Annotated in this window: 25 protein-coding genes; 10 read left to right on the plus strand and 15 right to left on the minus strand. The window is 73.2% G+C overall.

Annotated features, from left to right (window positions below):
* Positions 1-8: 8 nt before the first annotated feature.
* The 3 genes from LL648_RS09110 to LL648_RS09120 form a co-directional block, all read right to left on the minus strand.
* Positions 9-1,061 (minus strand): alpha/beta hydrolase, encoded by a 1,053-nt coding sequence (locus tag LL648_RS09110; RefSeq protein ID WP_232662016.1) that lies wholly within the window; start codon positions 1,059-1,061, stop codon positions 9-11.
* A 116-nt stretch (positions 1,062-1,177) separates the two neighbouring features.
* On the minus strand, positions 1,178-1,669 hold the full coding sequence (locus tag LL648_RS09115) for a MarR family winged helix-turn-helix transcriptional regulator (protein WP_232662017.1): 492 nt from the start codon (positions 1,667-1,669) through the stop codon (positions 1,178-1,180).
* Positions 1,670-1,690: 21 nt separating this feature from the next.
* Complete coding sequence (locus tag LL648_RS09120) at positions 1,691-1,903, minus strand: hypothetical protein (RefSeq protein WP_232662018.1); 213 nt, start codon at positions 1,901-1,903, stop codon at positions 1,691-1,693.
* Between the two features lie 116 nt (positions 1,904-2,019).
* Here LL648_RS09120 and LL648_RS09125 point away from each other — a divergent pair, with 116 nt between their 5' ends.
* Positions 2,020-3,162 (plus strand): acyl-CoA dehydrogenase family protein, encoded by a 1,143-nt coding sequence (locus LL648_RS09125; protein ID WP_255684947.1) that lies wholly within the window; start codon positions 2,020-2,022, stop codon positions 3,160-3,162.
* Positions 3,163-3,312: 150 nt separating this feature from the next.
* Here LL648_RS09125 and LL648_RS09130 read toward each other — a convergent pair whose 3' ends face one another.
* The 5 genes from LL648_RS09130 to LL648_RS09150 all read right to left on the minus strand — a co-directional run bounded on the left by LL648_RS09130 (position 3,313) and on the right by LL648_RS09150 (position 8,165).
* On the minus strand, positions 3,313-4,158 hold the full coding sequence (locus LL648_RS09130; protein ID WP_374112011.1) for a PPK2 family polyphosphate kinase: 846 nt from the start codon (positions 4,156-4,158) through the stop codon (positions 3,313-3,315).
* A gap of 192 nt (positions 4,159-4,350) precedes the next feature.
* A complete protein-coding gene (locus LL648_RS09135; protein WP_232662020.1) occupies positions 4,351-5,076 on the minus strand; it encodes a Uma2 family endonuclease in 726 nt (241 codons plus the stop codon).
* Positions 5,077-5,164: 88 nt separating this feature from the next.
* Entirely contained in the window at positions 5,165-6,007 is an 843-nt protein-coding gene (locus LL648_RS09140; RefSeq protein ID WP_232662021.1) for an ABC transporter ATP-binding protein, read from the minus strand.
* On the minus strand, positions 6,004-7,107 hold the full coding sequence (locus LL648_RS09145) for a FecCD family ABC transporter permease (RefSeq protein ID WP_232662022.1): 1,104 nt from the start codon (positions 7,105-7,107) through the stop codon (positions 6,004-6,006). Before LL648_RS09145 ends, LL648_RS09140 begins: the two co-directional genes overlap by 4 nt.
* On the minus strand, positions 7,107-8,165 hold the full coding sequence (locus LL648_RS09150; RefSeq protein WP_374112012.1) for a FecCD family ABC transporter permease: 1,059 nt from the start codon (positions 8,163-8,165) through the stop codon (positions 7,107-7,109). Before LL648_RS09150 ends, LL648_RS09145 begins: the two co-directional genes overlap by 1 nt.
* A gap of 443 nt (positions 8,166-8,608) precedes the next feature.
* Here LL648_RS09150 and LL648_RS09155 point away from each other — a divergent pair, with 443 nt between their 5' ends.
* From LL648_RS09155 to LL648_RS09195, 9 genes are all read left to right on the plus strand, one after another.
* On the plus strand, positions 8,609-9,340 hold the full coding sequence (locus tag LL648_RS09155; RefSeq protein ID WP_232662023.1) for a pyrimidine reductase family protein: 732 nt from the start codon (positions 8,609-8,611) through the stop codon (positions 9,338-9,340).
* 81 nt (positions 9,341-9,421) lie between these two features.
* Positions 9,422-9,928 carry an Asp23/Gls24 family envelope stress response protein gene (locus LL648_RS09160; protein ID WP_232662024.1) on the plus strand — a complete coding sequence of 169 codons (507 nt, stop codon included), beginning with the start codon at positions 9,422-9,424 and terminating at the stop codon, positions 9,926-9,928.
* A complete protein-coding gene (locus tag LL648_RS09165) occupies positions 9,925-10,242 on the plus strand; it encodes a hypothetical protein (RefSeq protein WP_232662025.1) in 318 nt (105 codons plus the stop codon). Before LL648_RS09160 ends, LL648_RS09165 begins: the two co-directional genes overlap by 4 nt.
* Complete coding sequence (locus LL648_RS09170) at positions 10,239-10,487, plus strand: hypothetical protein (RefSeq protein ID WP_232662026.1); 249 nt, start codon at positions 10,239-10,241, stop codon at positions 10,485-10,487. Before LL648_RS09165 ends, LL648_RS09170 begins: the two co-directional genes overlap by 4 nt.
* Positions 10,488-10,501: 14 nt before the next feature.
* Positions 10,502-10,681, plus strand: a complete 180-nt coding sequence (locus LL648_RS09175) for a hypothetical protein (RefSeq protein ID WP_232662027.1) — start codon at positions 10,502-10,504, stop codon at positions 10,679-10,681.
* Complete coding sequence (locus LL648_RS09180) at positions 10,678-11,070, plus strand: Asp23/Gls24 family envelope stress response protein (RefSeq protein WP_232662028.1); 393 nt, start codon at positions 10,678-10,680, stop codon at positions 11,068-11,070. Before LL648_RS09175 ends, LL648_RS09180 begins: the two co-directional genes overlap by 4 nt.
* Positions 11,071-11,107: 37 nt before the next feature.
* Positions 11,108-11,647, plus strand: a complete 540-nt coding sequence (locus tag LL648_RS09185) for a DUF6286 domain-containing protein (RefSeq protein ID WP_232662029.1) — start codon at positions 11,108-11,110, stop codon at positions 11,645-11,647.
* Positions 11,644-12,303: an alkaline shock response membrane anchor protein AmaP gene (locus LL648_RS09190; RefSeq protein WP_232662030.1), complete on the plus strand. Its 660-nt coding sequence runs from the start codon at positions 11,644-11,646 to the stop codon at positions 12,301-12,303. Before LL648_RS09185 ends, LL648_RS09190 begins: the two co-directional genes overlap by 4 nt.
* Positions 12,304-12,455: 152 nt before the next feature.
* Positions 12,456-14,036: an alpha/beta hydrolase gene (locus LL648_RS09195; RefSeq protein ID WP_232662031.1), complete on the plus strand. Its 1,581-nt coding sequence runs from the start codon at positions 12,456-12,458 to the stop codon at positions 14,034-14,036.
* 144 nt (positions 14,037-14,180) lie between these two features.
* Here the strand turns inward: LL648_RS09195 and LL648_RS09200 are convergent, their stop codons facing one another.
* The 7 genes from LL648_RS09200 to LL648_RS09230 all read right to left on the minus strand — a co-directional run bounded on the left by LL648_RS09200 (position 14,181) and on the right by LL648_RS09230 (position 22,351).
* Positions 14,181-15,479 carry a DUF732 domain-containing protein gene (locus tag LL648_RS09200; RefSeq protein WP_232662032.1) on the minus strand — a complete coding sequence of 433 codons (1,299 nt, stop codon included), beginning with the start codon at positions 15,477-15,479 and terminating at the stop codon, positions 14,181-14,183.
* Positions 15,480-15,718: 239 nt separating this feature from the next.
* Positions 15,719-16,861 carry an NAD(P)/FAD-dependent oxidoreductase gene (locus tag LL648_RS09205; RefSeq protein ID WP_232662033.1) on the minus strand — a complete coding sequence of 381 codons (1,143 nt, stop codon included), beginning with the start codon at positions 16,859-16,861 and terminating at the stop codon, positions 15,719-15,721.
* Positions 16,862-16,882: 21 nt separating this feature from the next.
* Positions 16,883-18,325 carry a serine/threonine-protein kinase gene (locus LL648_RS09210; protein ID WP_232662034.1) on the minus strand — a complete coding sequence of 481 codons (1,443 nt, stop codon included), beginning with the start codon at positions 18,323-18,325 and terminating at the stop codon, positions 16,883-16,885.
* 135 nt (positions 18,326-18,460) lie between these two features.
* Positions 18,461-19,525 (minus strand): hypothetical protein, encoded by a 1,065-nt coding sequence (locus LL648_RS09215; protein ID WP_232662035.1) that lies wholly within the window; start codon positions 19,523-19,525, stop codon positions 18,461-18,463.
* Positions 19,525-20,286 carry an acetylxylan esterase gene (locus LL648_RS09220; RefSeq protein ID WP_232662036.1) on the minus strand — a complete coding sequence of 254 codons (762 nt, stop codon included), beginning with the start codon at positions 20,284-20,286 and terminating at the stop codon, positions 19,525-19,527. The genes LL648_RS09215 and LL648_RS09220 overlap by 1 nt, the downstream gene beginning before the upstream one ends.
* Positions 20,283-21,212, minus strand: coding sequence for an acetylxylan esterase (locus tag LL648_RS09225; protein ID WP_232662037.1), 930 nt, complete (start codon positions 21,210-21,212; stop codon positions 20,283-20,285). Before LL648_RS09225 ends, LL648_RS09220 begins: the two co-directional genes overlap by 4 nt.
* The gene (locus LL648_RS09230; RefSeq protein ID WP_232662038.1) at positions 21,209-22,351 is read right to left on the minus strand and encodes an ABC transporter ATP-binding protein; all 1,143 of its coding nucleotides are present in this window, start codon (positions 22,349-22,351) and stop codon (positions 21,209-21,211) included. Before LL648_RS09230 ends, LL648_RS09225 begins: the two co-directional genes overlap by 4 nt.
* Positions 22,352-22,353: the final 2 nt, after the last annotated feature.

Raw genomic sequence — 22,353 nt, forward strand, 5'->3', positions numbered from 1 at the left:
GCAGCGGATCAGGCGGCCGGGGTGTGGTGCTTCAGGAAGGCGTCGAGGGCCGGCCAGGTCGTCGTGCGGGCGTCGCGCCCGGTCAGGACGCCGAGGTGGCCGCCGGGGGCGGTCTCGAACCGCACCTCCGGTGCGCCCGTGAGCAGCGTCACGGCCTTCTCGACGGAGGCCAGCGGCGCGATCACGTCCCGCCGGCCGGCCACGACGAGCACCGGCACGTCGACGGCGCTGAGCGGGATCTCCCGGCCGCGCAGCGCGAGCGTGCCGTCGGCAAGGTCGTTGTTGCGCAGCAGCAGGTGGTAGATCTGCCCGAAGACGCGGCCGGGGTAGGCATGCATGTTGCGCATCAAGTGGTCGACGGCCTCGATCTGGGCGAGGCAGTCGCGGTCGTCGAGCCGGGAGAGCACGGTGAGCGGCTTCGTCACCAGCCGGTCGACGGCGGTCAGCTGGAACGCCACGCTCACGATCGGCGCCGGGAAGCTGCCGATGAGCTGGTAGACCGCGGAGAGGCCGCGGCCGCCGGTGACGGCCGCGAGCGGGCGCAGCGGCGCCACCAGCGGGACGGCGGCGATGTCGACGGGGCTCGCGACCACCGTCAGCGTGCGCACCGGCAACGGCTTGCCGGCATCGGCCGCGCCGGCGACGGCGAGCATGCAGAAGATCCCGCCGAGCGACCAGCCGAGCACGTTGACCTGCGCCGACGCGTCAGCGGCGACCTGCTCGACCGCCCACGGCACGATGCCGTCCACCCAGTGCTCCATGCCGCGGCGCCGGTCGGTGAACGACATCGGGCCGTAGTCGACGAGGTACACCGGACGGCCCGTGCCCACGAGGTGCTCGACGAGCGAGCAGCCGCGGCGCAGGTCGTAGGCGAAGTCCGGCGCGCCGAGCGGCGGGACGAGCAGCACCGGCTCGCCCGCGGTGGCCGTCCCCTCGTAGCGGTGCAGCACCGCGGAACCGTCCGCCCGCACCGCAACCCGTTCGCGCGGCATCCGGCGCAGGTCGGCGACCCCGCCGGTGGCCTTGCCGACCAGGTTCGCCGCGGCCGCCAGAAGATCCATACGGAGACGGTAGCCGCCCGGGAGCCCCGCAACTTCCCCACCGTTTTGTGCACCTGCGCGCCGAAAAGGCGCGCAAGTGCACAAAACGGTGGGGAACTTCGGGCGGGAGGTCGCTGCTACTGCTCGTGCGGGAGCATCAGGCGCTTCAGCAGCCCGGCGATCTGGTCGCGCTCAGCGGGCGAGAGCGGCGCCAGGAACTGCTCGTCGGCGACGAGCACGGCGTCGAGCGCGGCCGTCGCCAGCTCCTCGCCCTGCCGGGTGAGCCGGACGCGGACGCCGCGGCGATCGGCCGGGTCGACGGCGCGGTGCACGTACCCGGCCTGCTCCAACCGGTCGAGCCGGGTCGTCATCGCGCCGGACGTGATCAGCGCGGCCTGCGCGAGGTCGCCGGGGTTGGTGCCGTCGACGTCGCCCCTGCGGCGCAGCGTGTTGAGCACGTCGAAGTCGCCGTAGGTCAGCCCGAACGGGCGCAGTGCGTCGACGACGGCCCGGCGCCCGTAGTCGGCGCCTCGGAAGAGCCGCCCCACGACGTGCAGCGGGCTCGCGTCCAGCTGGTCGTCGCGCGCGGCCCACTCCTGCACCATGCGGTCGACGGAGTCGTCGCTCACGGTGAGAGAGCCTAGCGCCAGTTACCGAGCGGTAGACCCGGCTGCCGACAGTGGCTCCATCAATGCGGCGGCGATGCAGATCATGCCCAGCAGGATCGTGGCGACCCCCAGCCGCCCACCGGAATAGCCGCGACGCGTCAGCACGTCACCCGCGATGCCGCAGCCCAGCGCGACGAACCCGGCGACGAGGGTCACCGCTCGCAGCCCTGCCCCCGCCATGATCAGTCCGGCCACTCCGACCACCAGGCCGTACGACGTTGTTCGGCTTCAGCTCCGACATCGGCAGCTCCCCCACGATCCGAGTGAGCGCACTATCCCGGGTTACCCGTCAGTATGTGAGACTCGGGTCCATGCAGCGGGACATCTTCGACGCCGAGCACGACGCCTTCCGCGACCTCGCGCGCACGTTCATCGCCAAGGAGATCGCGCCCTTCCACGACCAGTGGGAGCGCGACGGCCAGGTCAGCCGGGAGGTGTGGCTGGCGGCCGGCAAGGCAGGACTGCTGGGGACCGACGTGCCGGAGGAGTTCGGCGGCGGTGGCGTCGCCGACTTCCGGTACAACGCCATCCTCACCGAGGAGCTGGCCGCGGCCGGCGCGAGCGGGCTCGGGTTCCCGCTGCAGAACGACGTCGTCGCGCCCTACCTGCTCCGGCTCGCGAACGACGAGCAGAAGCGGCGCTGGCTGCCGGGCTTCTGCTCCGGCGAGATCATCACCGCGATCGCGATGACCGAACCGGGCACCGGCAGCGACCTGCAGGGCATCCAGACCTCCGCGCGCCGCGACGGCGACGACTGGATCCTCAACGGCTCCAAGACGTTCATCACCAACGGCATCATGGCCGACCTCGTGATCGTCGTCGCGAAGACCGACCCGGAGGCCGGCAGCCACGGGTTCAGCCTGCTGGTCGTCGAGCGCGGGATGCCGGGGTTCGAGCGCGGCCGCCGCCTCGAGAAGGTCGGGCTGAAGGCGCAGGACACCGCCGAGCTGTCGTTCACGGACGTGCGCGTGCCCGCGGCGAACGTGCTGGGTGACGTCGGCAGCGGCCTGATCTACCTGATGCAGAACCTCGCGCAGGAGCGGCTCTCCATCGCCGTCGGGTCGATCGGGGGCGCCGCGGCGGCGCTGGCGCTCACGCTGCAGTACACGAAGGAGCGCAAGGCGTTCGGCCGGCCTGTCGCGAACTTCCAGAACACCCGCTTCGAACTGGCCGAGATGGACACCGAGGTGACCATCACGCAGGTCTTCGTCGACAAGTGCATCAGCGAGCACGTGGCGGGACGGCTCTCCGTCGCCGACGCCGCGAAGGCGAAGTGGTGGGCGAGCGACGTGCTCAAGCGTGTGGTCGACCGCTGCGTGCAGCTGCACGGCGGGTACGGCTACATGCTCGAGTACCCGATCGCGAAGGCGTTCATCGACGCCCGCGTGCAGTCGATCTTCGGAGGGACCAACGAGATCATGAAGGAGATCATCGGCCGGTCCCTCGTCGGCTGAGCGGGGCCCTGCGGCCAGGCCGTGGCGGCCTGGGGCGCGATGCGTGCGTTCCGCACGCGTGGGCAGGAAAGCCACTTTCCTGCCCTGTGAGGGCCGGAAAGTGGCTTTCCTGCCCACCCTCGAGCCCGATCCCTCGTCGGCTGAGCGGCCTCAGGCTCCCAGGCTGGCCTTCACGCGGGCGCGCTCCGCGTCGACGTCGATCGTCGCCTCGGGGAACTGCGGGTCGAGCTCGGCGAGGGTCTCCGCGAGGAGCGAGGCGATCACCCAGTTGCGGTACCACTTGCGGTCGGACGGGACGACGTACCACGGCGCGGCGTCGGTGGAGCACTCGCGCAGCGCGTCGCGGTAGGCCTCCTGGTAGGCCGGCCACTTCGAGCGGGCGTCGAGGTCGGCGGGGTTGTACTTCCACCGCTTCGCGGGGTCGTCGAGCCGCGCGAGCAGCCGCTCGGCCTGCTCGTCGGGCGAGATGTGCAGCATGCACTTGACGATCGTCACGCCGGTCGCGGCGATCTCCGCCTCGAACGCGTTGATCTGCGCGTAGCGGGCGCGCCACTCGACCTCGGGGACCAGCGAGTCGACCCTGGCGATCAGGACGTCCTCGTAGTGCGAGCGGTCGAAGACACCGATCCGCCCGGGTTCGGGCACCTGCCGGCGGATCCGCCAGAGGAAGTCGTGCTGGCGCTCCTCGTCGGTCGGCTTCTTGAACGACGCGATGTGCAGGCCCTGCGGGTTGACCAGGCCGGCGACGTGCCGGATCACGCCGCCCTTGCCCGAGGTGTCCATGCCCTGCAGCACGAGCAGCACCGCGCGGGTGCCGCCGCCGCTCGCCTCCGCGTAGAGGGCTTCCTGCAGCGTGTCGAGCCGCGCCGCGACCTCCGCCATGTCCTCGGCGGCGCTCGCCTTGTCCTTCGGCCCGGTCGGGCGGCCTCGGGGGTCGACCATCGACAGGTCGAGATCCTTCGTCACACGGAACGTCCCACGCACGGACTTCGACACCCGCCGCAGCGTAGTGCCTCCGGCACGGCCCGCAGCCCGACGCGGCTGGTGGGCGCCGCGGGCGTGCCCAGGTCCGGGTGGGATGTGTGCGTTCCGCACGCGAGGGCAGGAAAGCCACTTTCCGGCCCTCACAGGGCAGGAAAGTGGCTTTCCTGCCCTCCCCGGGACGCCTGGGGCACCCGGGGCAGCGGGTCAGCGCAGGTCGTCGAACTTCAGGTCGTCGGGCAGCACGATGGGCACGGCGGCGGTCTCCGACCCGATGTCGGGCCCGGTCGTCGCGGCCGGGTCGGGCTCGTACACCGGCTCCCCCGGGTCGTCCTCGGGCTCGGCACGCACGGAGACGGCGTCGAGGTCGACCTCCAGCCGGAACGGCTCCTCGAGCAGCAGCGTCTCCCCCGCCGCGGCGCGGGCGTACTCGTGGTACCGGCCACCGATGATCATGTTGGCGACGCCGAACGGCCCGTCGTGGTCGATCAGCACCGAGTACGGGATGCGGCTGCGCGCGTAGAGCTGCGGCTTGAACGTCCGGTCGGCGGCGCCGTGCTCCCGGCCGATGATCTCGACGACCATGAGCGTGTCGGCCGCGTCGATCACCGCCGACGTCGTGTCGTCGGCCGCCTCCGTGCCGTCGCCCTCGGCCGCAGCGCGGGTGACCACCAGGTCGGGGACGAGCACGCAGTCGGTGCCGACCCGCAGCGGCACCGGCCCGAGCACCCGCAGACCGGAAGGCAGGGCACGTTCGAGCACGTCACGGACCTTCCGCACCACACCACCGCGGTGTTCGGCCGTGGCCGGGCCGATGAGCAGCGCGCCCTCGATCAGCTCGACCCGACCGTCCGCCGGCACGTCCTTCTCGCCGAGGCCCAGGAAGTCGTCCTCGGTCCAAGGCCCGATGTGGCTGAACACGGGGTGGTCCACAGTGCGCACCTCTCGGTCGTAGGGCGCCATGGTGACACACGATGACGAGCGTGACGGCAGGAGCAACACAGCGTTACGAATGGGCCGGTCAGGCGACCGGTCGGGCCCCGATCGGGACGACCAGCGGAGTGCCGGCCACCGGATCCTCGATGACCTTGGCGGAAAGCCCGAACACCTCGAAGAGCATCTCCTCGGTGATCACGTCGTGCGGATCGCCGGCCGCGACGATCCGCCCGTCGCACATCGCGACGAGCCGGTCGGCGTAGCGGGCGGCGAGGTTGAGGTCGTGCAGCACCATCACGACCGTTCGCCCGGCCTCGGTGTGCAGCCGCCTGACCAGTTCGAGCACGTCCACCTGGTGCGCGAGGTCGAGGAACGTCGTCGGCTCGTCGAGCAGCAGCAGGTCGGTGCCCTGCGCGAGCGCCATGGAGATCCACGCGCGCTGACGCTGGCCGCCGGAGAGCTCGTCGACGGGCCGCTCGGCGAGGTCGGCGATGCCCGTCCACTCCAGCGCCTGCGCCACCGCCTCCTCGTCGTCGGCCGACCACTGCCGGTACCACGCCTGGTGCGGGTGCCGGCCGCGGGCGACGAGGTCGGCGACGGTGAGCCCCTCCGGAGCTGACGGTGACTGCGGGAGGATCCCGAGCACCTTCGCGACCTCACGGGTCGGCAGCTTGTCGATGCGCTTGCCGTCGAGCAGCACCTGCCCCGCGCTCGGCTTGAGCAACCGGCCGAGCGCGCGCAGCAGCGTCGACTTGCCGCAGCCGTTCGGGCCGATGACCGCGGTGACCGTGCCGGAGACGACGTCGATGTCGAGCGCGTCGACGACAACCCGCTCGCCGTAGCCGAGCCGCACCTGCTCGGCCTTCAGCCGGGTCTGCGGCGGGGCGACCCGTTTGGCGAAATCGACTGCGGGGCCGGTCTGGGTCATGCGCGGGCCTCCCGGCCGTGACGGGCGATCAGGAACAGCAGGTACGGGGCGCCGAGCACAGCGGTGATGATGCCGACGGGCAGCTCGGTGCCGCCGAACGCGGTGCGCGCGATCAGGTCGGCGATCACCGTCAGCGCCGCGCCGATCAGCAGCGACGCCGTGATCGGTGGCCGGGCCGCGCCCACCAGGCGTTGGGCGATCTGCGGCGCGACGAGCGCCACGAAGACGATCGGCCCGGCCGACGCCGTCGCGACCGAGGCGAGCCCCACCGCGACCAGCAGCAGCGCGGAGCGCGACCGGTTGACGGAGATGCCCAGCCCGCGCGCGGTGTCGTCGTTGAACTGCAGCCCGCCGAGCACGTGCGCGAGGATCAGCGCGGCCGGCACGAGCAGCGCGAGCGCCAGCCCCACCGGCACGACGTGCTCCCAGCCGCGGGCGTTGAGGCTGCCGTTGAGCCAGGTGTAGGCGCGGGCGGCTTCGAAGACCTCCGCGACGACCAGCAACCACTCGACGATCGCGAGCAGCATCGCGTTGATGCCGATGCCGATCAGCACGAGCCGGAAGCCCTGCACACCCTTGCGCCAGGCCAGCCCGTAGATCGCGGTCGCCGAGATGAGCCCGCCGACCAGCGCGGCCATCGGGATGCCGGCCGAGGCCGCGAGCCCGCCGACGGCCCCGAACCCGCCGCCGAGCACGATCACGAAGACCGCGGCAGCGCTGGCGCCTGCGGTGAAGCCGATGACGTCGGGGCTGGCCAGCGGGTTGCGGGCGATCGCCTGGGTGATGGCGCCCGAGACGGCCAGGGCGCCGCCGACGAGCGCGCCGGTGAGCGACCGGGGCAGCCGCAGGTCGAGGATGATGAACCGCTGGCCGCGCTCGCCGCCGCCGAACAGCACGGCGAGCACGTCGCCGATGCTGATGGGGAACTCGCCGCGGCCGATGTTGAGCGCCATGCCCAGCAGGAGCAGCGCCGCGGCCGCGATCAGGACCGTCACCGTCCGCGGGCGCCACACCACCGAGAGCGGGCCGGAGCGGATCGCGGGCCGGCCGGGCACGCGGCCCTTCGTGACGCGCGCCCGTCCGAGATCGAGGGTGGCCATCAGACCTGCACCATCTTCCGCCGCCGGACCAGCCACACGAAGAACGGACCGCCGACGAGCGCGAGCACCACGCCGACCTGCAGCTCTCCCGGCCGCACGACGACCCGCCCGATGATGTCGGCGACGAGCAGCAGCACCGAGCCCGCCAGCGCGGACGTCGGGAGCAGCCAGCGGAAGTCGGGCCCGGTGAACACCCGCACGACGTGCGGGACGACCAGCCCGACGAACGCGATCGGGCCGCACGCCGCGGTGGCGCCGCCGGCGAGCAGCGTGATCGCGATGATCCCGATGATCCGCGTGCGCTTCACCGAGTGGCCGAGCGACTTCGCGACGTCGTCGCCGAGCGCGAGCGCGTTCAGCGCGGGCGCGCTGGCCAGCCCGATCCCCGCACCGACGTAGAGGAACCACATCACCTGCTCGGCGATGGCGAGATCACGACCGGCGAGCGATCCGACGGCCCAGAAGCGGTAGGCGTCGAGGGTCTGGACGTCGATGAGGATCACCGCGGACGTGAACGCCTGCAGCAACGCCGTGACCGCGGCGCCGGCGAGCGCAAGCGTCACGGGGCTCGGCCCGCCGCGGCCCGTCGAGCCGAGCACGAACACCGCGACGGCGGCAGCGAGCGCGCCGACGAACGCGAACCAGACGTACCCGAAGAGGCTGGTCACGTTGAAGACGTAGATGCCGATGACGACCAGGAACGCGGCGCCGGCGTTGACGCCCAGCAGGCCGGGGTCGGCGAGCGGGTTGCGCGTGTGCCCCTGGATCAGCGCGCCCGCAAGACCCAGCGCGGCACCCGCCATCACGCCGAGCCACGTGCGCGGGATGCGCAGCGAGCGCACCACGATGTCGTCCTCGGTCCCGGTGGGGAAGAAGAGCGCATCCCAGACGTTGCCGATCGGGATCGGCTTCGCGCCCACCGCGATGCTCGCCAAACAGCACGCGACCAGCACGGCGACCAGGAACGCCAGCCCGCCCAGCCGCTTGGCGCGGAGCTTGCGCACGGCCTGCTTGCCGTCGGGTTTCGACACCGGCGAGGCGTGGGTGGTCACCACCACGATCGAGGACCTCCCAGGTTCCGGACGAGTGCCGTGCTCACAATAGGTGAGGCTGCCCTTCGATCCCAGAGCCGGGCGCGGTGACCAAGCGCTCACGGCCACCACACCCGTCACCATGCGCCAACACCCGTCCGCCCGGGGTGCGCGCACACATTGTCGGGAAAGCCACGTTGCCGGCACCGGGCGCCGGGCGCCGGGAAAGCCACTTTCCCGGCGCCCCCATGAACCCGCCGGCCACGTCCGCCGGCAGTCACCACGCGTGAGCACCCGTCCGTGCGTGGGAGTTCAGGAAAGCCACTTTCCTGAACTGTGGGGACAGGAAAGTGGCTTTCCTGAACTCCCCCCGACCGCGGAGAGTCACGGCTGGTGGGTGAGGGCCCGGATCGGGGCACCCCTCGGCGGGCCGCCGGCCCGCGGCCGGGGATCCGTGCTGAGATGTCGCGGTGATCTCGCTCCTGCCGGCGCACGCTGACCTCGCCGAGCTGGACGACGAGGCCCTCGCCGCCGTCTACGCCTACCCCGACGACCTGGCCGCACCGTGGGTCCGGGTCGGTTTCGTCGCCAGCGCCGACGGCGCGGCCGCGGCCGCCGGTCGCTCCGAAGGGCTCAGCAACGCCGCCGACCACCGCGTGTTCGTGCTGCTGCGCAGGCTGGCCGACGTGGTGCTGGTCGGCGCCGGGACCGTCCGGGCCCAGGACTACCGCGGCGCACGCCGCCCGACGATCGGCGGGTCGACGCCGCCGCCGATCGCGGTGATCACCGGCTCGGCCGAACTCGACCCCGGGTCGCGGCTGTTCACCGATACGAAGGTCGCGCCCATCATCCTGACGCTGCCGACCGCGCCGGCCGAGCGGCTCGCACGGCTGACCGCCGCGGGCGCCGACGTCGTCGTGCTGGAGCGGCTCACCCCCGACGCGCTGCTCGCCGAGCTCGCCGCCCGCGGCCTGCACCGCGTGCTCTGCGAGGGCGGGCCCGCCGTGCACGGGCAGTTCATCGCCGCCGACGCGGTGGACGAGCTGTGCCTGTCCGTGGCCCCGCTGCTGACCGGCGGCACCGCACCGCGCATCTCCGCCGGACCCGACGGCGCGCTGCCCCGGTCGATGCGACTGGTCAGCGCACTGCACGAGGACGGGACGCTGCTGCTGCGGTACCAGCGAGATACTCCGATCGGGTGACTTGGCATGAGGAAGGGGCTGCTGCTTGCGTCCAACTCTGCGACACCAGCGAAGACTGAGCATGAGCAAGAGGGAGCAGACATGACCGAGGCCAAGCCCAGCGTCTCCACCCCGACCCCCACCACCGCGCCGACGACCGTCGGCGCAACGACAGCCGGCACCCCTGCCCGGCTCGCCGACGACACCGCACAGGGCAAGACCACGATCGCGGCGTCCGTCGTCCAGAAGATCGCCGGGATCGCGGCACGCGAGATCTCCGGCGTCTACGCCATGGGCGGCGGTGTCTCGCGCGCGTTCGGCGCGATCCGCGAGCGGATCCCCGGCGGCGGCGCGGGCGCGTCCAACATCGCGGGTGTGCAGGTCGAGGTCGGCGAGAAGCAGGCAGCGATCGACCTCGACATCGTCGTCGAGTACGGCGCCTCGATCGTCGAGCTCGCCCGTGCCGTGCGCCGCAACGTGATCACGGCCGTCGAGCGGATGACGGGCCTCGAGGTGATCGAGGTCAACATCGCCGTCAACGACATCCACCTCCCCGAGATCGAGGAGACGGGCGAGCTCCCGGTCGTGCAGTCCGCCCGCGTCGAGTGAGCCACCCGGCCGACCCCTACGCCGATCTCGCCGAACGGGTCGCGGCGGTCGTCACCGCGCACCCGGCCGTCGCCGCGTTGCACGGTGGTGAGTTCGGGGCTGTTGCGACCTACCTGCCAGGGCGCAAGCTCGTCGGTGTGCGCATCGGCGATGGGGACGAACCGGTCGAGGTGGGGCTCGTCGTGCATGCCGGCCACCCGATCCCGCAGGTGGTCCGGTCCGTGCGGCGCGACGTGAGCGCGCTGTGCCCGGGATCGGTCGTCGACATCGTGGTGGCGGACATCGTGCTGGCTGACGCGGTGGACATGTCGTGAACGAGTCCGAGCGGGCCGCCTACCGCGCCTTCATCAGGGCGAACCACCCCGACCGCGGTGGCGACCCCGAGGTGTTCGTCGAAGGCATGGCCAGGTTCACCCGCTCGCCGTCGTCCCAGCCCGATCCGGACGACGCCCGCTACGACGCACCCATCGAGATCGTGAAACCGCTGCCCGTTCCGGTCCGGGTGGCGGTGGCGCTCATCCGGACCGTGCGCTGGCACCGCAGCCGTCGGGTCGACTAAGGAGAAGAGAAGAAATGAACGCGACACAGACCGGCTTGCTGGCGGGTCTAGTACTCGGCGCAGCGGGCGCGATCGGCGGCTTCTCCGCCTTCCTCATCGCGCTGCTCGTCGGGTTGATCGGGCTGATCATCGGCAGGGTGCTCGACGGGGAGCTGGACATCAGCGGCGTGCTCGGCCGGGGCAAGGACCGGTGACCGCCACCGCCCCGGCGCCGCGCGAGGCCGAGGACCGGGGCAACCTCGACATCCACCCCGCGGTGCTCCGCAAGATCGTGGAGTTCGCCGCCGACCAGGTGCCGGGCACGCTTCGGCTCGAACGCAGGCTCGCCGGCATCGACGTCGGGGAGGCCGGGGCGAGCGCCAGGATCACGACCGGCTCCGGCGACCCGTACGCCGTCGACGTGCGGTTGGAGCTGATCCTGCAGTACCCGGCGCCGGTCCGGGAAGTGATCGAGGCGGTGCGGGCGAAGGTCGGCGACGAGCTGGACCGCATCGCCGGGCATCGGGTGCGCGCGATGCAGGTGACCGTCACGGGGCTGCGCGGAGCGCCGACGGTCGCGCGCCTCACGCGCACACCCCAGTAGTTCGAGCAAGTAGTTCGAGCAGGAGGAAGGGACGGACATGCGTGTTCTGCTCAGGGTGCTCGCCCCGTTGCTCGGGCTCGCGCTCGCCGCGGCGGGCGTGCTGTTCGTGATCGAGGTCGTCGCGGCGTGGGTGCGCCCGGTGGCGACGGCCGGCCTCGTAGTGCCGTGGCCGCAGTGGCGCACGACGTTGGAGCAGCTCAGCTGGGACGAGAACCCGGTGCCCGGCATCGCGATCGCCGTCGCCGTGCTCGGCCTGCTGCTCGTGCTGGTCGGGCTGCTGGCGCGGCGCTCCAACATCCAGCTCGACGCGCCCAACCCGGAGCTCGCCGTCAGGACGTCGCCGCGGGTGCTGGCCCGGCTCGTCGGCACGCGGGTGCGAGCGGGTGAGGACGTCGCCGCCGCGACCGTCACGGCCTCGGCGCGCAAGGTCTCCGTCGCCGCGCAGTCCTGGAACGGCGGGGCCGACGGCCTGCGCAGCAGCATCCACGACACCGTCGAGGCGCTGCTCGACGAGCTCCCGCTGCACCGCCGGCCGCGGGTGAGCGTGACCGTGCGCGACCGGGAGGGTGTGCGATGACCGAGCAGGACACCGTCGTGCTGACCAAGGAAGCCGGTGCCCCGGCCGACCCTGCGGTGCGCCGCAGGTCCCGGTCGGCGCTGGCCCGCTCCGCCGCTCGCGACCGATCGCTCGTCGTGCTGATCGGGCTGGTGCTGCTCGCCGCGGGGGTGCTCGTCGCGCTGCTCTCGTACGGGGTGTTCGGGGTGCCGCGGGCGAGCCGCCCGCTGCTCGACCCCATGATCGTCGACGCCCTCCGCGCTCAGCCGCTCGCCGCGCGGATCACCGCCATCGTCGTCGGCGCCCTGCTCGCGCTGCTCGGCCTGCTGTGGGCGGCTGGTTCGGTGCGACCCGAACGGCGGCCCGACCTGGTGCTGGAAGCGGGCGCCGAGACGTCGATCGTGGTCAGCTCCGGAGCCGCGGCCGACGCCGTCGCGACCGAAGCCCGCCGGCTGCCGGGGGTGGCCAAGGCGCGGGCGCGGCTCGTCGGGCCCGCGACGGCACCCGCGCTGCGGGTGACGCTGTGGCTCGCCGACGACGCCGACGTCGCCCAGGTGCTGCGCCGCTTCGACGACGAGGTGCTGGGGACGGCACGCGAGTCGCTCGGCATCACGACGCTGCCCGTCGGCGTGCTGCTCGACCTCGACGCCCCGACCCGCGCGCCCCGCGTCACCTGAAACTTCCCCACCGTTTTGGGTGGATGCGCGCCCGTACGGCGCGCAAGTGCACAAAACGGTGAGGAAGTTCGGGTGGGGACCCCGCTCACGGGGGTCACACCGGTGATGCGGCAACCTCGACCCCGACCAGCACGACCGGTTGGGGAGGGCACGTGAGAGCTGCACCGCGTGGAGCGGTGTCCCGGCGTGCTGCCGCCATCGTGCTGCTGTCCATCGCCGTGCTGCTCGCGGGCTGCACCGTGGGGCCCTCGGACCGGCCCCCCGTCGCCGTGCGCGGCGAGAACATGCCCGCCCCGCCGACCGCCGTGCCGCAGCTGCCGCCCTCGATCGACGAGCTCCCCGAGCCGGAAGAGCTTGCCACGACGATCCCGTTCTACGACTGCACGGAGGACCTCACCCCGGTCATCATCCCGCCGCCCGCGCCCGGCCTGCGCATCGAGTGCGGCGACCTGAGCGTGCCGGCCGATCCCGACGCGCCGCAAGCCGGCTCGGTGCTGCTCGAGGTGCTGCGGGTCGGGTCCGCCGACGCCACGCCGAACCTGCCCCCGCTGCTCGTGGTCGGCGACTCCGCGGGCGAGCCGACCGCGCGCGCCGCGATCACCATGGCCGGCAAGGTGTCGCCGGAGCTGCTGGGCCGCTACAGCCTCATCGGGATCGACCGCCGCGGCGCGGGCGAGGACTTCCTCGACTGCGCGCGCCCGTCGACCCGCTCCGCGCTCGTCGACGCCACGAACAGCGGCGAGGCCGCGCTCACAGCGCTGCTGGAGCAGGCCCGGCTCGTCGTGCAGGACTGCCAGCTCAACCTCGACGCCGGGATCGGCGCCTACCGCACGGCCACCACGTCGTCCGACATCGAGCTGCTACGGCAGGAGCTGGGGGTCGACCGGCTCGCAGCGGTCGGGGTCGGCGACGGCGCCGCTGCGCTCACCGGCTGGGCCCGCGCCCAGCCGATGCACGTCGGCCGGCTCGTGCTGGACAGCCCGCCGGCGCCCGACGCCGACGAACCCGAGCTCTCGGAGGGCCGGGCGAAGTCGGCGGAGGCCGCGTTCGACGCGTTCGCCGTCGCCTGCAAGGCCCGTCCCGACTGCCCGCTGCTGCCCGAGCCGCGGGCGGCCGTCACATCCCTGCTCGACGGCCTGCGCACCCGGCCGATCCTCGCGGCCGACGGCACCCGCCTCACCGCCGGGGCCACGATCGCCGCGCTGCTCACCGGCCTGCGCGACCCCGACCAGTGGCCGGTGACCGCCGGCGCGCTGGCCGCGGCCGTCGAGGGCGATCCCGAGCCGCTGCTGGGCATGCTGGTGCTCGCGCTCGGCCCGCGCGGCACGTTCGACATGACGCTCGCGACGTCCTGCAACGACACCCGCAAGCGGCTCGCACCCGGTGAGATCGGCGGGCTCGCCCAGCAGTGGAAGGGCACGTACCCGCTGTTCGGCGAGACGATGGCGATGCACATGCTCGCGTGCGCGCCCTGGCCGACCGGGGGCCCCGCGCCGGTGCGCAACTCGGCGGCGGGAGCGCCGCCGATCCTCGTGCTGGGCACCGCCGCCGATCCGCGCGGACCCGCCGAGGGAGCGCGGCGCACCGCCGAGAGCCTCGCCTCCACGCAGCTGCTGACCTGGCAGGGGGCGGGGACGGGCGCCTACCCGCGCACCCCGTGCGTGCAGCGCGTCGTCGACGCGATGCTCGTCAACGGCGTGCTGCCGACGACCGCGACCCTCTGCCCGCCGTAAGGGTGCCCGGGGCGACCTCGCCCTCCGGGCGAGGGCAGGAAAGCCACTTTCCTGCCCTCACAGGGCCTGAAAGTGGCTTTCCTGCCCTCCCCGCCCGGTGGGGGCCGGCGCGGAAGGTCCCTGCAGGGGCGGGGACGCGCGCGGTCAGCAGTAGAAGCGCTTGGCCGCCGTCACGACCTGGGGCGACTGCTTCTTGTTCACCGAGGGCAGGACAGCGGGCAGCGTCTTGGCGACGTCGGCCTCGGCGGTGCCCTGGTCGAGCTGGTCGCAGATCGTGGCTGCCGCCTCGGTCTCCACCAGCCCGGAACGGCTGACGGGGACGCTGGACTGGCGCAGCGCGTCGAGGAACGCGACGGCCTTGCGGCTGCTCGGGTCGACCTTGGGCTTCTCGGCGCCGGTCGGTGCGACGTCGGGCGCCGACTGGCTCTGCGGCGTCGGGCCGGCCTCCGGCTCCACCGGCTGCTCGTTCCCGCCGCGGCCCATGAGGATCGCGGCCACCGCCGCCACCGTGATCATCGCGACGACACCGGCCGCCACCAGGGCTACCGGGATCCGACGCTTGATCGGCTCGTCGTCATCGTCGTCGTCCTGCTCGACGAGCTCCGGCTCGACCAGCTCCTCCTCGGGCTCCGGCTCGGCCGTCTTGATGAGCTCGGTCGGCTCGGCCTTCTGGATGGCGAGGCGCTCGGTCACCGGGTCGCGGTTGGCCTCACGGGCCGACGCCGCGGCCGCCTCCTGGGCCCGCCTGCGGGCCGCCCTGCTGCTCGCCGCGCTGCCGGGGGCCGCTGCGGCGATCGGCATCCGGATCGTGGCCGGGCCGTCGGCCGTGGGGTCGGGCCGGGGCGACGGTACCGGCTCGGCGGCCGGGTGCTCGCCCTGGAGCTCCCCGCGCTCCCGGTCCCCGCGCTCCCGGTCACCGCGTTCCCGGTCACCGGTGCGTGGCGCGGCGTCGGGCCGCACGGCGGCGATGGCGTCGGTCTGGACGTCGGTCGCGGTCTCCCGGCGCGGCTCACGCCGCTCGCGGGGACGCTCGCCGGCGCGATCTCCGCCGCGCTCACCAGCACGATCCCCGCCCCGGTCGCTCGACGGGCGCGGCCGCGGTGGTGCGCCGTGCGCGTGGCGCGCACCGGCCTGCGCCTGTGCCTGCGCGATCGCTTCCTGCTCCGCGGCGGCGGCTTCCTCGGCCGCCTCGGCGGCGCGCGCCGCCCGGTCGGCCGCCGCTTCCGCGGCCTCGGCGGCCCGCGAGGCAGCGCCGATCGCCGCGGCCGCCATGCTCGCCGCGTCGGCAGCCGCCTCCTCGGCGGCCACCGCCACTCTCTCCATCTCGAGGCGCCGGCGGCGCAGCTCCTCGATCGCTGTGTCGAAGGGCACACCCATGCCGCGTGGCACCGGCGGCGCCGGGTGGGCGTCGTCGTACGGCTCGAACGGCCGATCCTCGGTCATCAATCTCTCCGGAACCGAGTCGTCGCCGGCGCGCCGACCGTTGGTGGCTCCACCGACCATCGCAGGCTCCCCCGTCGTGTCGGCCGTCGTTCGGCCTTTCCGTCATTCGTCCAACGACCGACCTGCGACGAAGGCGCGGTAACCCTCGTCGCACGCACCAGAAGTGTGGTGTCGGTCACTGGTCCTTCACCGCCGGGTCGCCGAGCACGTCACTCTGACGTGGAACGGGTGGCCGGCGTTCACCCACTGAGCGTCACATATCGCCCCACCACACTTGCAAGCGCATGCACAGTAGCGGTACCTCGACCCAACCCGAGATCCACGGCGGCGTCGAACACCTTCTGGCTGCGTGCCGCGGCCGCGACCGCGGCGTCGAGGAACCGGGCATGCGGGACGAGTCGGGCGAGGATCGCGCCGTGCTGGTGGTGCACGCCGAAGCTGCGGTGCATCGCCGCGCGATGCGCCGCCCCGGCGGCGTCGCCCTCCAGCGCGGCCCGCCCGGCCAGCACCCCCGACGCGACGGCGTCGAAGATGCCTTCGCCGGTCAGCGGGTTGACGAGAGCCGCGGCGTCGCCGGCCAGCAGCACCCTGCCGTCGGGGTGGTGCCGTGGGCCCGTGGAAAGCGGCAGGTGGTGGCCGCGGACCGTGGCGGGATCGGGATCGTGGCCGGGCAGCAGCTCCGCGAGGCGGTCGAGCAGCTCGGCGCGGTTGGCGCCGCCGCGGCGGTCGAACACGCCGAACCCGACGTTCGAGCCGGCCGGCAGCGGGAACGACCACGCGTAGGCCGGGAAGCGGCCCTTCGCGAACTCGATCACGAGGTCGTCGGGCGCGAGCGTGGTCGGGGCGTATCCGCGGATCGCCACCGCGGTGGCCGAGGGCGGCGTCCGCGGCGCGCCCAGCAGGCGCCTGACCGTCGAGTTGGCGCCGTCGGCACCGATCACGACCCGCGCCGCGATCTCACCGTCGAGCACGACGTGGCCGGCGCGGACGTCCAGCGCGCGCACCCGCTTGCGCACCAGCTGCGCCCCGCGTGCGACGGCGGCCGCCACGAGGTGCGCGTCGAAGACCTGCCGCGGGATCACCCGGTTGGGACGCGCGCACACGCGGCTCACGACCCGGCCGCCCGGGCTGCGCATCCGCATCCCGGCCACCTCGGGCCCCAGTTCGGCCACGCCGGTGACGCCGAGCGCCGCCAGCAGCTCCAGCACGTGCGCCGAGATGCCGTCGCCGCACGTCTTGTCGCGCGGGAACGCGGCCGCGTCGAGCAGCAGCACCTGCGCGTCGGGGCGCAGCTGCAGCACCCGCAACGCAGCTGCCGCACCGGCGGGCCCGGCGCCCACCACGGCGACGTCGACCACACCACTTCCCCCGCAGGACGTCACAACAACACGCTAGTGAACCGCTCAGAACAGCTCGAACGCGGCTTTGGAGATCGAGAACCCGTGCAGGGTGGTCCGGCTCTCGCAGCGGACGCCGGTCTGCCTGCTGACGCACACCACACCGGCCAGCTGCACCGCCTCGCCGTACTCGAGCACGCCGAGCTCCGGGGCGGCGAGGGAGTCGGCGACGCACGACAGCTCGCCCGGCCGGCCGGCGGCGAGGACGGTGCCCTGTGCCCAGGTGCCGCGGCAGCTCGCCGGGGTGGGTGGGACGTCCCAGCTCTGCGTCAGGACGTCGCAGCGCACCTCCGTCGTGCTCATCTGGCAGGCGATGTTGCCCGAGGGCGTCTTGAACCGGGCAGGGCTGCCGAAGCGCGGGTCGGCGGCCGCGTCGACGGGCGCGGAGTCCGACCCGATGTCGGCCGGGCCCGCGCTGGAACCGGAGAGCAGCTCCGGCCGCAGCAGGAGCACCGCGCCGAGCGCGACGACGAGCACGGCGGCAGCAGCCGCGATCCACCGGCCGCGCCGCCGAGGCGCCCCAGCAGGTGCGGCCGGGTTCTCCGTTCGGGTCGGGGCCGGTCCCTGGTTCTGGGGCAGCGGGAGCGGCATCCCGACCTTGGTCGCAGTGGGCGGGGCGTAGACGGTCGGCGCGGCGCGCAGCCGGGTGCCGTTCCGCAACGCGCCGGCGACCTCCGCGGCGGTGGGCCGCGTCGACGCGTCCTTCGTGAGGCACGCCCCGACGACGTCGCGCAGCGGCGGCGGCACCGCCGAGCGGTCCGGCTCGTGGTTGGCGATCTTGTAGAGCGTGCCGGCCGGCGTCTCCGCGGTGAACGGCGACTCGCCCGTCGCCGCGTAGAACATCACCACGCCGAGGGAGAACACGTCGCTCGGCGGGCCGATCGTGCGCGAGCCCGTCGCCTGCTCCGGCGACATGAACGACGGGGTGCCGAGCAGGTGCCCGGTGCGGGTGAGCGACGTCGAGTCGGCCGCTCGCGCGATGCCGAAGTCGATCAGCCGGGCGCCCTCGGGGGCGAGCATGATGTTCGACGGCTTCAGGTCGCGGTGCACCAGCCCGATGCCGTGCAGCGCCGCCAGCCCGTCGGCGAGCCGCCCGGCGACGGCGGCCAGCTGGGGAGGCGGGAGCGGGCCGTGGTCCTGCACCCTGGCCTGCAGCGACGGGCCGTCGACGAACGCCGTCGCGAGCCACGGGCGCTCGGCGTCGGGATCGGCGGCGAGCACGGGTGCGGTGAACCACGGCGGCGCTGTCGCGGCCATCCGGACCTCGCGCCGGAACCGTTCGCGGAAGCCCGGGTCGGCGGCCAGCTCGCTGTGCACGACCTTGAGCGCTGCGCGCCGCCCTGCGGGGTCGATGCCGACGTACACCTGGCCCATGCCGCCCTCGCTCAGCCTGCCCAGCACGCGGTAGGGCCCGAGGGTCCGGGGGTCGTTGTGTTCGAGCCGGTCCATGGTGAGAGGGACATTACGACGTCCCGGCCGAACGCGGATTGCCCGGTCCGGAGGATTATCAGACGAACTTCCCCACCGTTTTGCCAACCTGCAGACCTCCGAGGGTGTGCAAGTTGGCAAAACGGTGGGGAACTCTCAGCCGGCCAGCGCGGCGAGCAGCGCGTCGCGCACTACGACGTCCTCGCCGGGGCGCAGGGTCTGCGGGTTGAGGGCGATCGCACCGTCGGTCTGGGTGCCGACCGCGATCCGCGGGTCACCGGCCCAGAGCGCCGCGACGACGGCGTCGCGCCGCTCCCCGACGTGGACGATCGCGCGTGCGTGCGGCTGCCCGGCCTCGCTGGGGAACCCGCGCTCCACCCGTACCCCGGGCACGTCGCGCAGCGCCGCGATCCAGCCCTGCACCACCGTCTCGTACCCGGCGATGACGGCCTGCTCGTCCTGCGCGAGCGTCCACTCGACGGCCGCGAGCAGCCCGAGCAGCTCCTCCTTCCCGACCTTCATCCCGCGCCCGACGGTGTGCCGCGGCCCGCCGTTGGCCCGGCAGCCCTCGACGATCGCGGCCCGCCCGAGCACCAGCCCCGTCGACTGCGGCCCGCGCATCCCCTTCCCGCCGCTGACGACAACCGCGTCGGCGCCCAGCTCGCGGGTGAACCGCCACAGCGACGAGACGGGCGGGATCTGCGCGGCGGCGTCGACGATCACCGGCACGCCCGCCGTGGCGACGACCTCCGCCAAGGGCGGGCCGCCCGCGGCGAACCGCTCCCCCGCGAACCACAGCACGCACGCCGTGCGCGGCCCCACGGTGTCGGTGATCGTCGCCCCGGTCACGCGCACGGCGTCCTCGTAGCCGAGCCGCTGGCCGGGGTACACGACCACCTCGGTGCGCGCCAGCCCGTCGACCGACGGCAGCGCGGCCGTCCCGACCGGGTCGACGCCGACCAGACACGCCGCGACGCACTGCGTCACGCCCGCCCACGCCCCCGCCGTGACGTGGCCGGCCTCGTTGCCGGTCAGCTCCGCGAGCCGGGCCCCGACCGCGACCTGCAGCTCGACGAGGTCGACGAAGCTCTCCGCCGCCGCCGTCATCGCGGGCAGCACCGGAGGGGCCAGCAGCGAGCCGCCCAGCGCCGTCAGCGTCGCCGCCGCGTTGATCACCGGTCGGACGCCCAGCTCCGCGTATCCCGTCGTGTGTCCCGTCATCAGGTCACCGCGAACTTCGCGATCGGCGCCACCCCGAGTTTGCCCGCGAGCCACGCGTCCGCCGCGGTGTCGTCGGCGGCGTCCTCGTGGGTCAGCTCGAACCCGTGCCCGGCCCGCAGCACGGGCACATCGACGGCGTGCAGGCCCGGGTCGAACAGCGAGAGCGTCGCGCGGGCGGCCGGCTCGGCCGCCGGCTCGGCGCGCAGCAGGTCGTCCAGCTCCCCGGGCGCGTCGAACGGCGCGTTGACGTACACCGCGCTGAACCGCGGCCGTCGCGAGGCCGTGACCAGCGCGAGGTCGTCGCCACGCACGCCGACGCGAGCCGGGTCGACGGCCGGGTGGTCGAGCAGGAACTCGGCGCCCCTCAGGCAGTCGGCGACGATCGCGCGGTAGACGTAGGTCGCCGGGTCGTCGATGCCCATCGTGAACAGGCCAGGGTAGGCCGCCTGGAACGGCGAGTCGGCCAGCCGCTGCCCGCGGTGCATCACGGCGAACACGACGTACCGCAGCCGGTCGCGGTAGTGCGGCGCGAGGTTCACGCTGCCGTACCGAGGCGTGTCCAGCAGGCCCGGGAAAGGCCCGTCGCCGCGCGGCACGGAGAGGAACCCGAAGATCCGGTACCCGCCGACGCTCGACAGGTGCACGTCGTACGCGGTGAACGCATCCGTGCTGCGGGCCGGCACGGGCGTCAGCACGGGCCGTGCCGGTGCCGCGGCCAGCTCGGCGTCGACCGCTGTCCAGTACTCCTCGAACCCGCTCATCGCACTCCCTCCGGGGTGAGGTGGGTGTCGAGGAACGCCTCGACCTTCGGGAACACCCAGTGCAGGCCCGCGGAGTGCCCGCAGCGCGGGTAGGTGTGCAGCTCCTTCTCCGCGGTGATAGCGCGGTACACCGCGAAACCCGTCTCCGGCGGGCAGACGTCGTCCTCCATCCCGAGGTAGACGAACGTCGGCGCGCGCACGTCGGCCGCGAAGTTGAGCCCGTCGTAGTAGGCGACGGTCTCGGCGACGCGCTCCTCGTCCTCGGGGTGCACCCGCAGGTACTCGTTGATCTCCTCGTACGGGTACGACCTGGTCAGCCGCGCCGACTCACGGATCCCGCACAGGTAGGGCGCGCCCGCGGCCACGCACCGGACGGCGTCGGGGCGCAGCGCCGCGGTGATGATCCCGAGCCCACCGCCCTGGCTGGAGCCCTGCAGCCCGATCCGCGTGGGGTCGACACCGGGCAGCTGCCCAAGCACGTCGACGGCCCGCACGACGTCGACGTAGAAGCCGCGGTAGCCGTAGGTGAAGCGGTCGACGATGTTGTGCGTGAGCAGCCCCGGGTAGCCGGGGTTGAACACCGCGTTCGACCGCAGCTTGCCGCGCGGCGCCACCGCGAGCGCGGCGTACCCGCGCTCCGACCACGCCCTCGGCGGGAGCGGCTCGGAGATGTAGCCGGGGATGTTCACGATCCCCGGCAACGGCCCGGCAGGCCGGTTGCGCGGCACCGAGTACCACGCGGCGACGCGGACGCCCTGGTAGCTCGTGTAGCGCAGGTCGAACACCTCGACCAGCTCCGTCGAGAGCCGCGGCACCGGGGTGAGCTCGACGTCGGTCGGGGGCAGATCGGCGAGTGTCGCGGACCAGAACGCGTCGAAGTCGTCCGGCCGCGGCACGGTGATGGTGGCTGATTCCGGGTCTCTCACGCGACTCCCGTCTCCTGGGCCTTCTTCTGGGCCTTCTTCTGGGCAGCACCTTGCGCAGAAGAGGCGTTGTGCAGCGCCCGTCCGTCGGACACCGCGAAGAGGTGGACCTTGCGCGGGTCGATCCCGACGTACGCCGCGGAGTCGAGCCCGATCTCGAACGGGGTGGGCACGCGCGCCTTGACCAGCGCCTCCCCCACCTTCACGGTGACCAGCACGTCGGCGCCCAGCAGCTCGGTGACGAACACCTTGCCGGGCAGGTGGCCCTCCTGCGGCGTCGCCGAGACCCGCACGTGCTCCGGTCGGATGCCCAGCTCGACCTGCGACTCGTCGAGGTCGGGCAGGCCCGGCAGGTCGACGGCGAGGTCGCCGGAGCGGAAGCGGCGCACCCCGTCCTCGTCGCGCAGCTCGCCCGAGAGGAAGTTCATCGGCGGGCTGCCCATGAACTTCGCGACGAACCTCGTAGCCGGCCGGTCGTAGATCTCCTCGGGGGCCGCGCACTGCTGCAGCCGCCCGTCCTTGAGCACGGCGATCCGGTCGGACATCGTCATGGCCTCGACCTGGTCGTGCGTGACGTAGATGAACGTGCGCCGCAGGTCGGCGTGCAACCGCTTGATCTCCGCACGCATGGTCACCCGCAGCTGCGCGTCGAGGTTGGAGAGCGGCTCGTCCAGCAGGTACGCGCCGGCGTCGCGCACGATCGCGCGCCCGAGCGCCACCCGCTGGCGCTGCCCGCCCGACAGCTCGCGCGGCTTGCGGTCGAGCAGGTCCTCGATACCGAGCGTCGTCGCCGCGGTGAGCACCTTCTCCTGGATCGTCGCCTTCGGCACGCGCATCATGCGCAGCGCGAACCCGATGTTCTCCCCGACCGTCCGGTGCGGGTAGAGCGCGTAGCTCTGGAACACCATCGAGACGTCCCGCTTGTTCGCGGGCAGGTAGCCGACCTCCTTGTCGTCGAAGAAGATCTCGCCCGCTGACGCCCGCTCCAGCCCGCAGATCATGCGCAGCGTCGTCGACTTCCCGCAGCCCGACGGCCCGACGAGCGTGAGGAACTCACGGTCGCGGATGGTGAGCGAGAGGTCCTCGACGGCCACCGCCTTGCCGAACTCCTTGCGGACGGCCTCCAACCGAACTTCAGCCATCG

This window comes from Pseudonocardia sp. TRM90224 (genome assembly GCF_021245725.1).
In the GTDB taxonomy this organism is placed as follows: domain Bacteria; phylum Actinomycetota; class Actinomycetes; order Mycobacteriales; family Pseudonocardiaceae; genus Pseudonocardia.

Excerpts from the sequence above, each read along its gene's own strand:
- LL648_RS09220 (WP_232662036.1), bottom strand. The coding sequence starts at position 20,286 with ATGAGCGGGTTCGAGGAGTACTGGACAGCGGTCGACGCCGAGCTGGCC.
- LL648_RS09110 (WP_232662016.1), bottom strand. The coding sequence starts at position 1,061 with ATGGATCTTCTGGCGGCCGCGGCGAACCTGGTCGGCAAGGCCACCGGC.
- LL648_RS09125 (WP_255684947.1), top strand. The coding sequence starts at position 2,020 with ATGCAGCGGGACATCTTCGACGCCGAGCACGACGCCTTCCGCGACCTC.
- LL648_RS09230 (WP_232662038.1), bottom strand. The coding sequence starts at position 22,351 with ATGGCTGAAGTTCGGTTGGAGGCCGTCCGCAAGGAGTTCGGCAAGGCG.
- LL648_RS09145 (WP_232662022.1), bottom strand. The coding sequence starts at position 7,107 with ATGGCCACCCTCGATCTCGGACGGGCGCGCGTCACGAAGGGCCGCGTG.
- LL648_RS09215 (WP_232662035.1), bottom strand. The coding sequence starts at position 19,525 with ATGACGGGACACACGACGGGATACGCGGAGCTGGGCGTCCGACCGGTG.
- LL648_RS09185 (WP_232662029.1), top strand. The coding sequence starts at position 11,108 with ATGCGTGTTCTGCTCAGGGTGCTCGCCCCGTTGCTCGGGCTCGCGCTC.
- LL648_RS09200 (WP_232662032.1), bottom strand. The coding sequence starts at position 15,479 with ATGACCGAGGATCGGCCGTTCGAGCCGTACGACGACGCCCACCCGGCG.
- LL648_RS09190 (WP_232662030.1), top strand. The coding sequence starts at position 11,644 with ATGACCGAGCAGGACACCGTCGTGCTGACCAAGGAAGCCGGTGCCCCG.
- LL648_RS09160 (WP_232662024.1), top strand. The coding sequence starts at position 9,422 with ATGACCGAGGCCAAGCCCAGCGTCTCCACCCCGACCCCCACCACCGCG.
- LL648_RS09210 (WP_232662034.1), bottom strand. The coding sequence starts at position 18,325 with ATGGACCGGCTCGAACACAACGACCCCCGGACCCTCGGGCCCTACCGC.
- LL648_RS09140 (WP_232662021.1), bottom strand. The coding sequence starts at position 6,007 with ATGACCCAGACCGGCCCCGCAGTCGATTTCGCCAAACGGGTCGCCCCG.
- LL648_RS09175 (WP_232662027.1), top strand. The coding sequence starts at position 10,502 with ATGAACGCGACACAGACCGGCTTGCTGGCGGGTCTAGTACTCGGCGCA.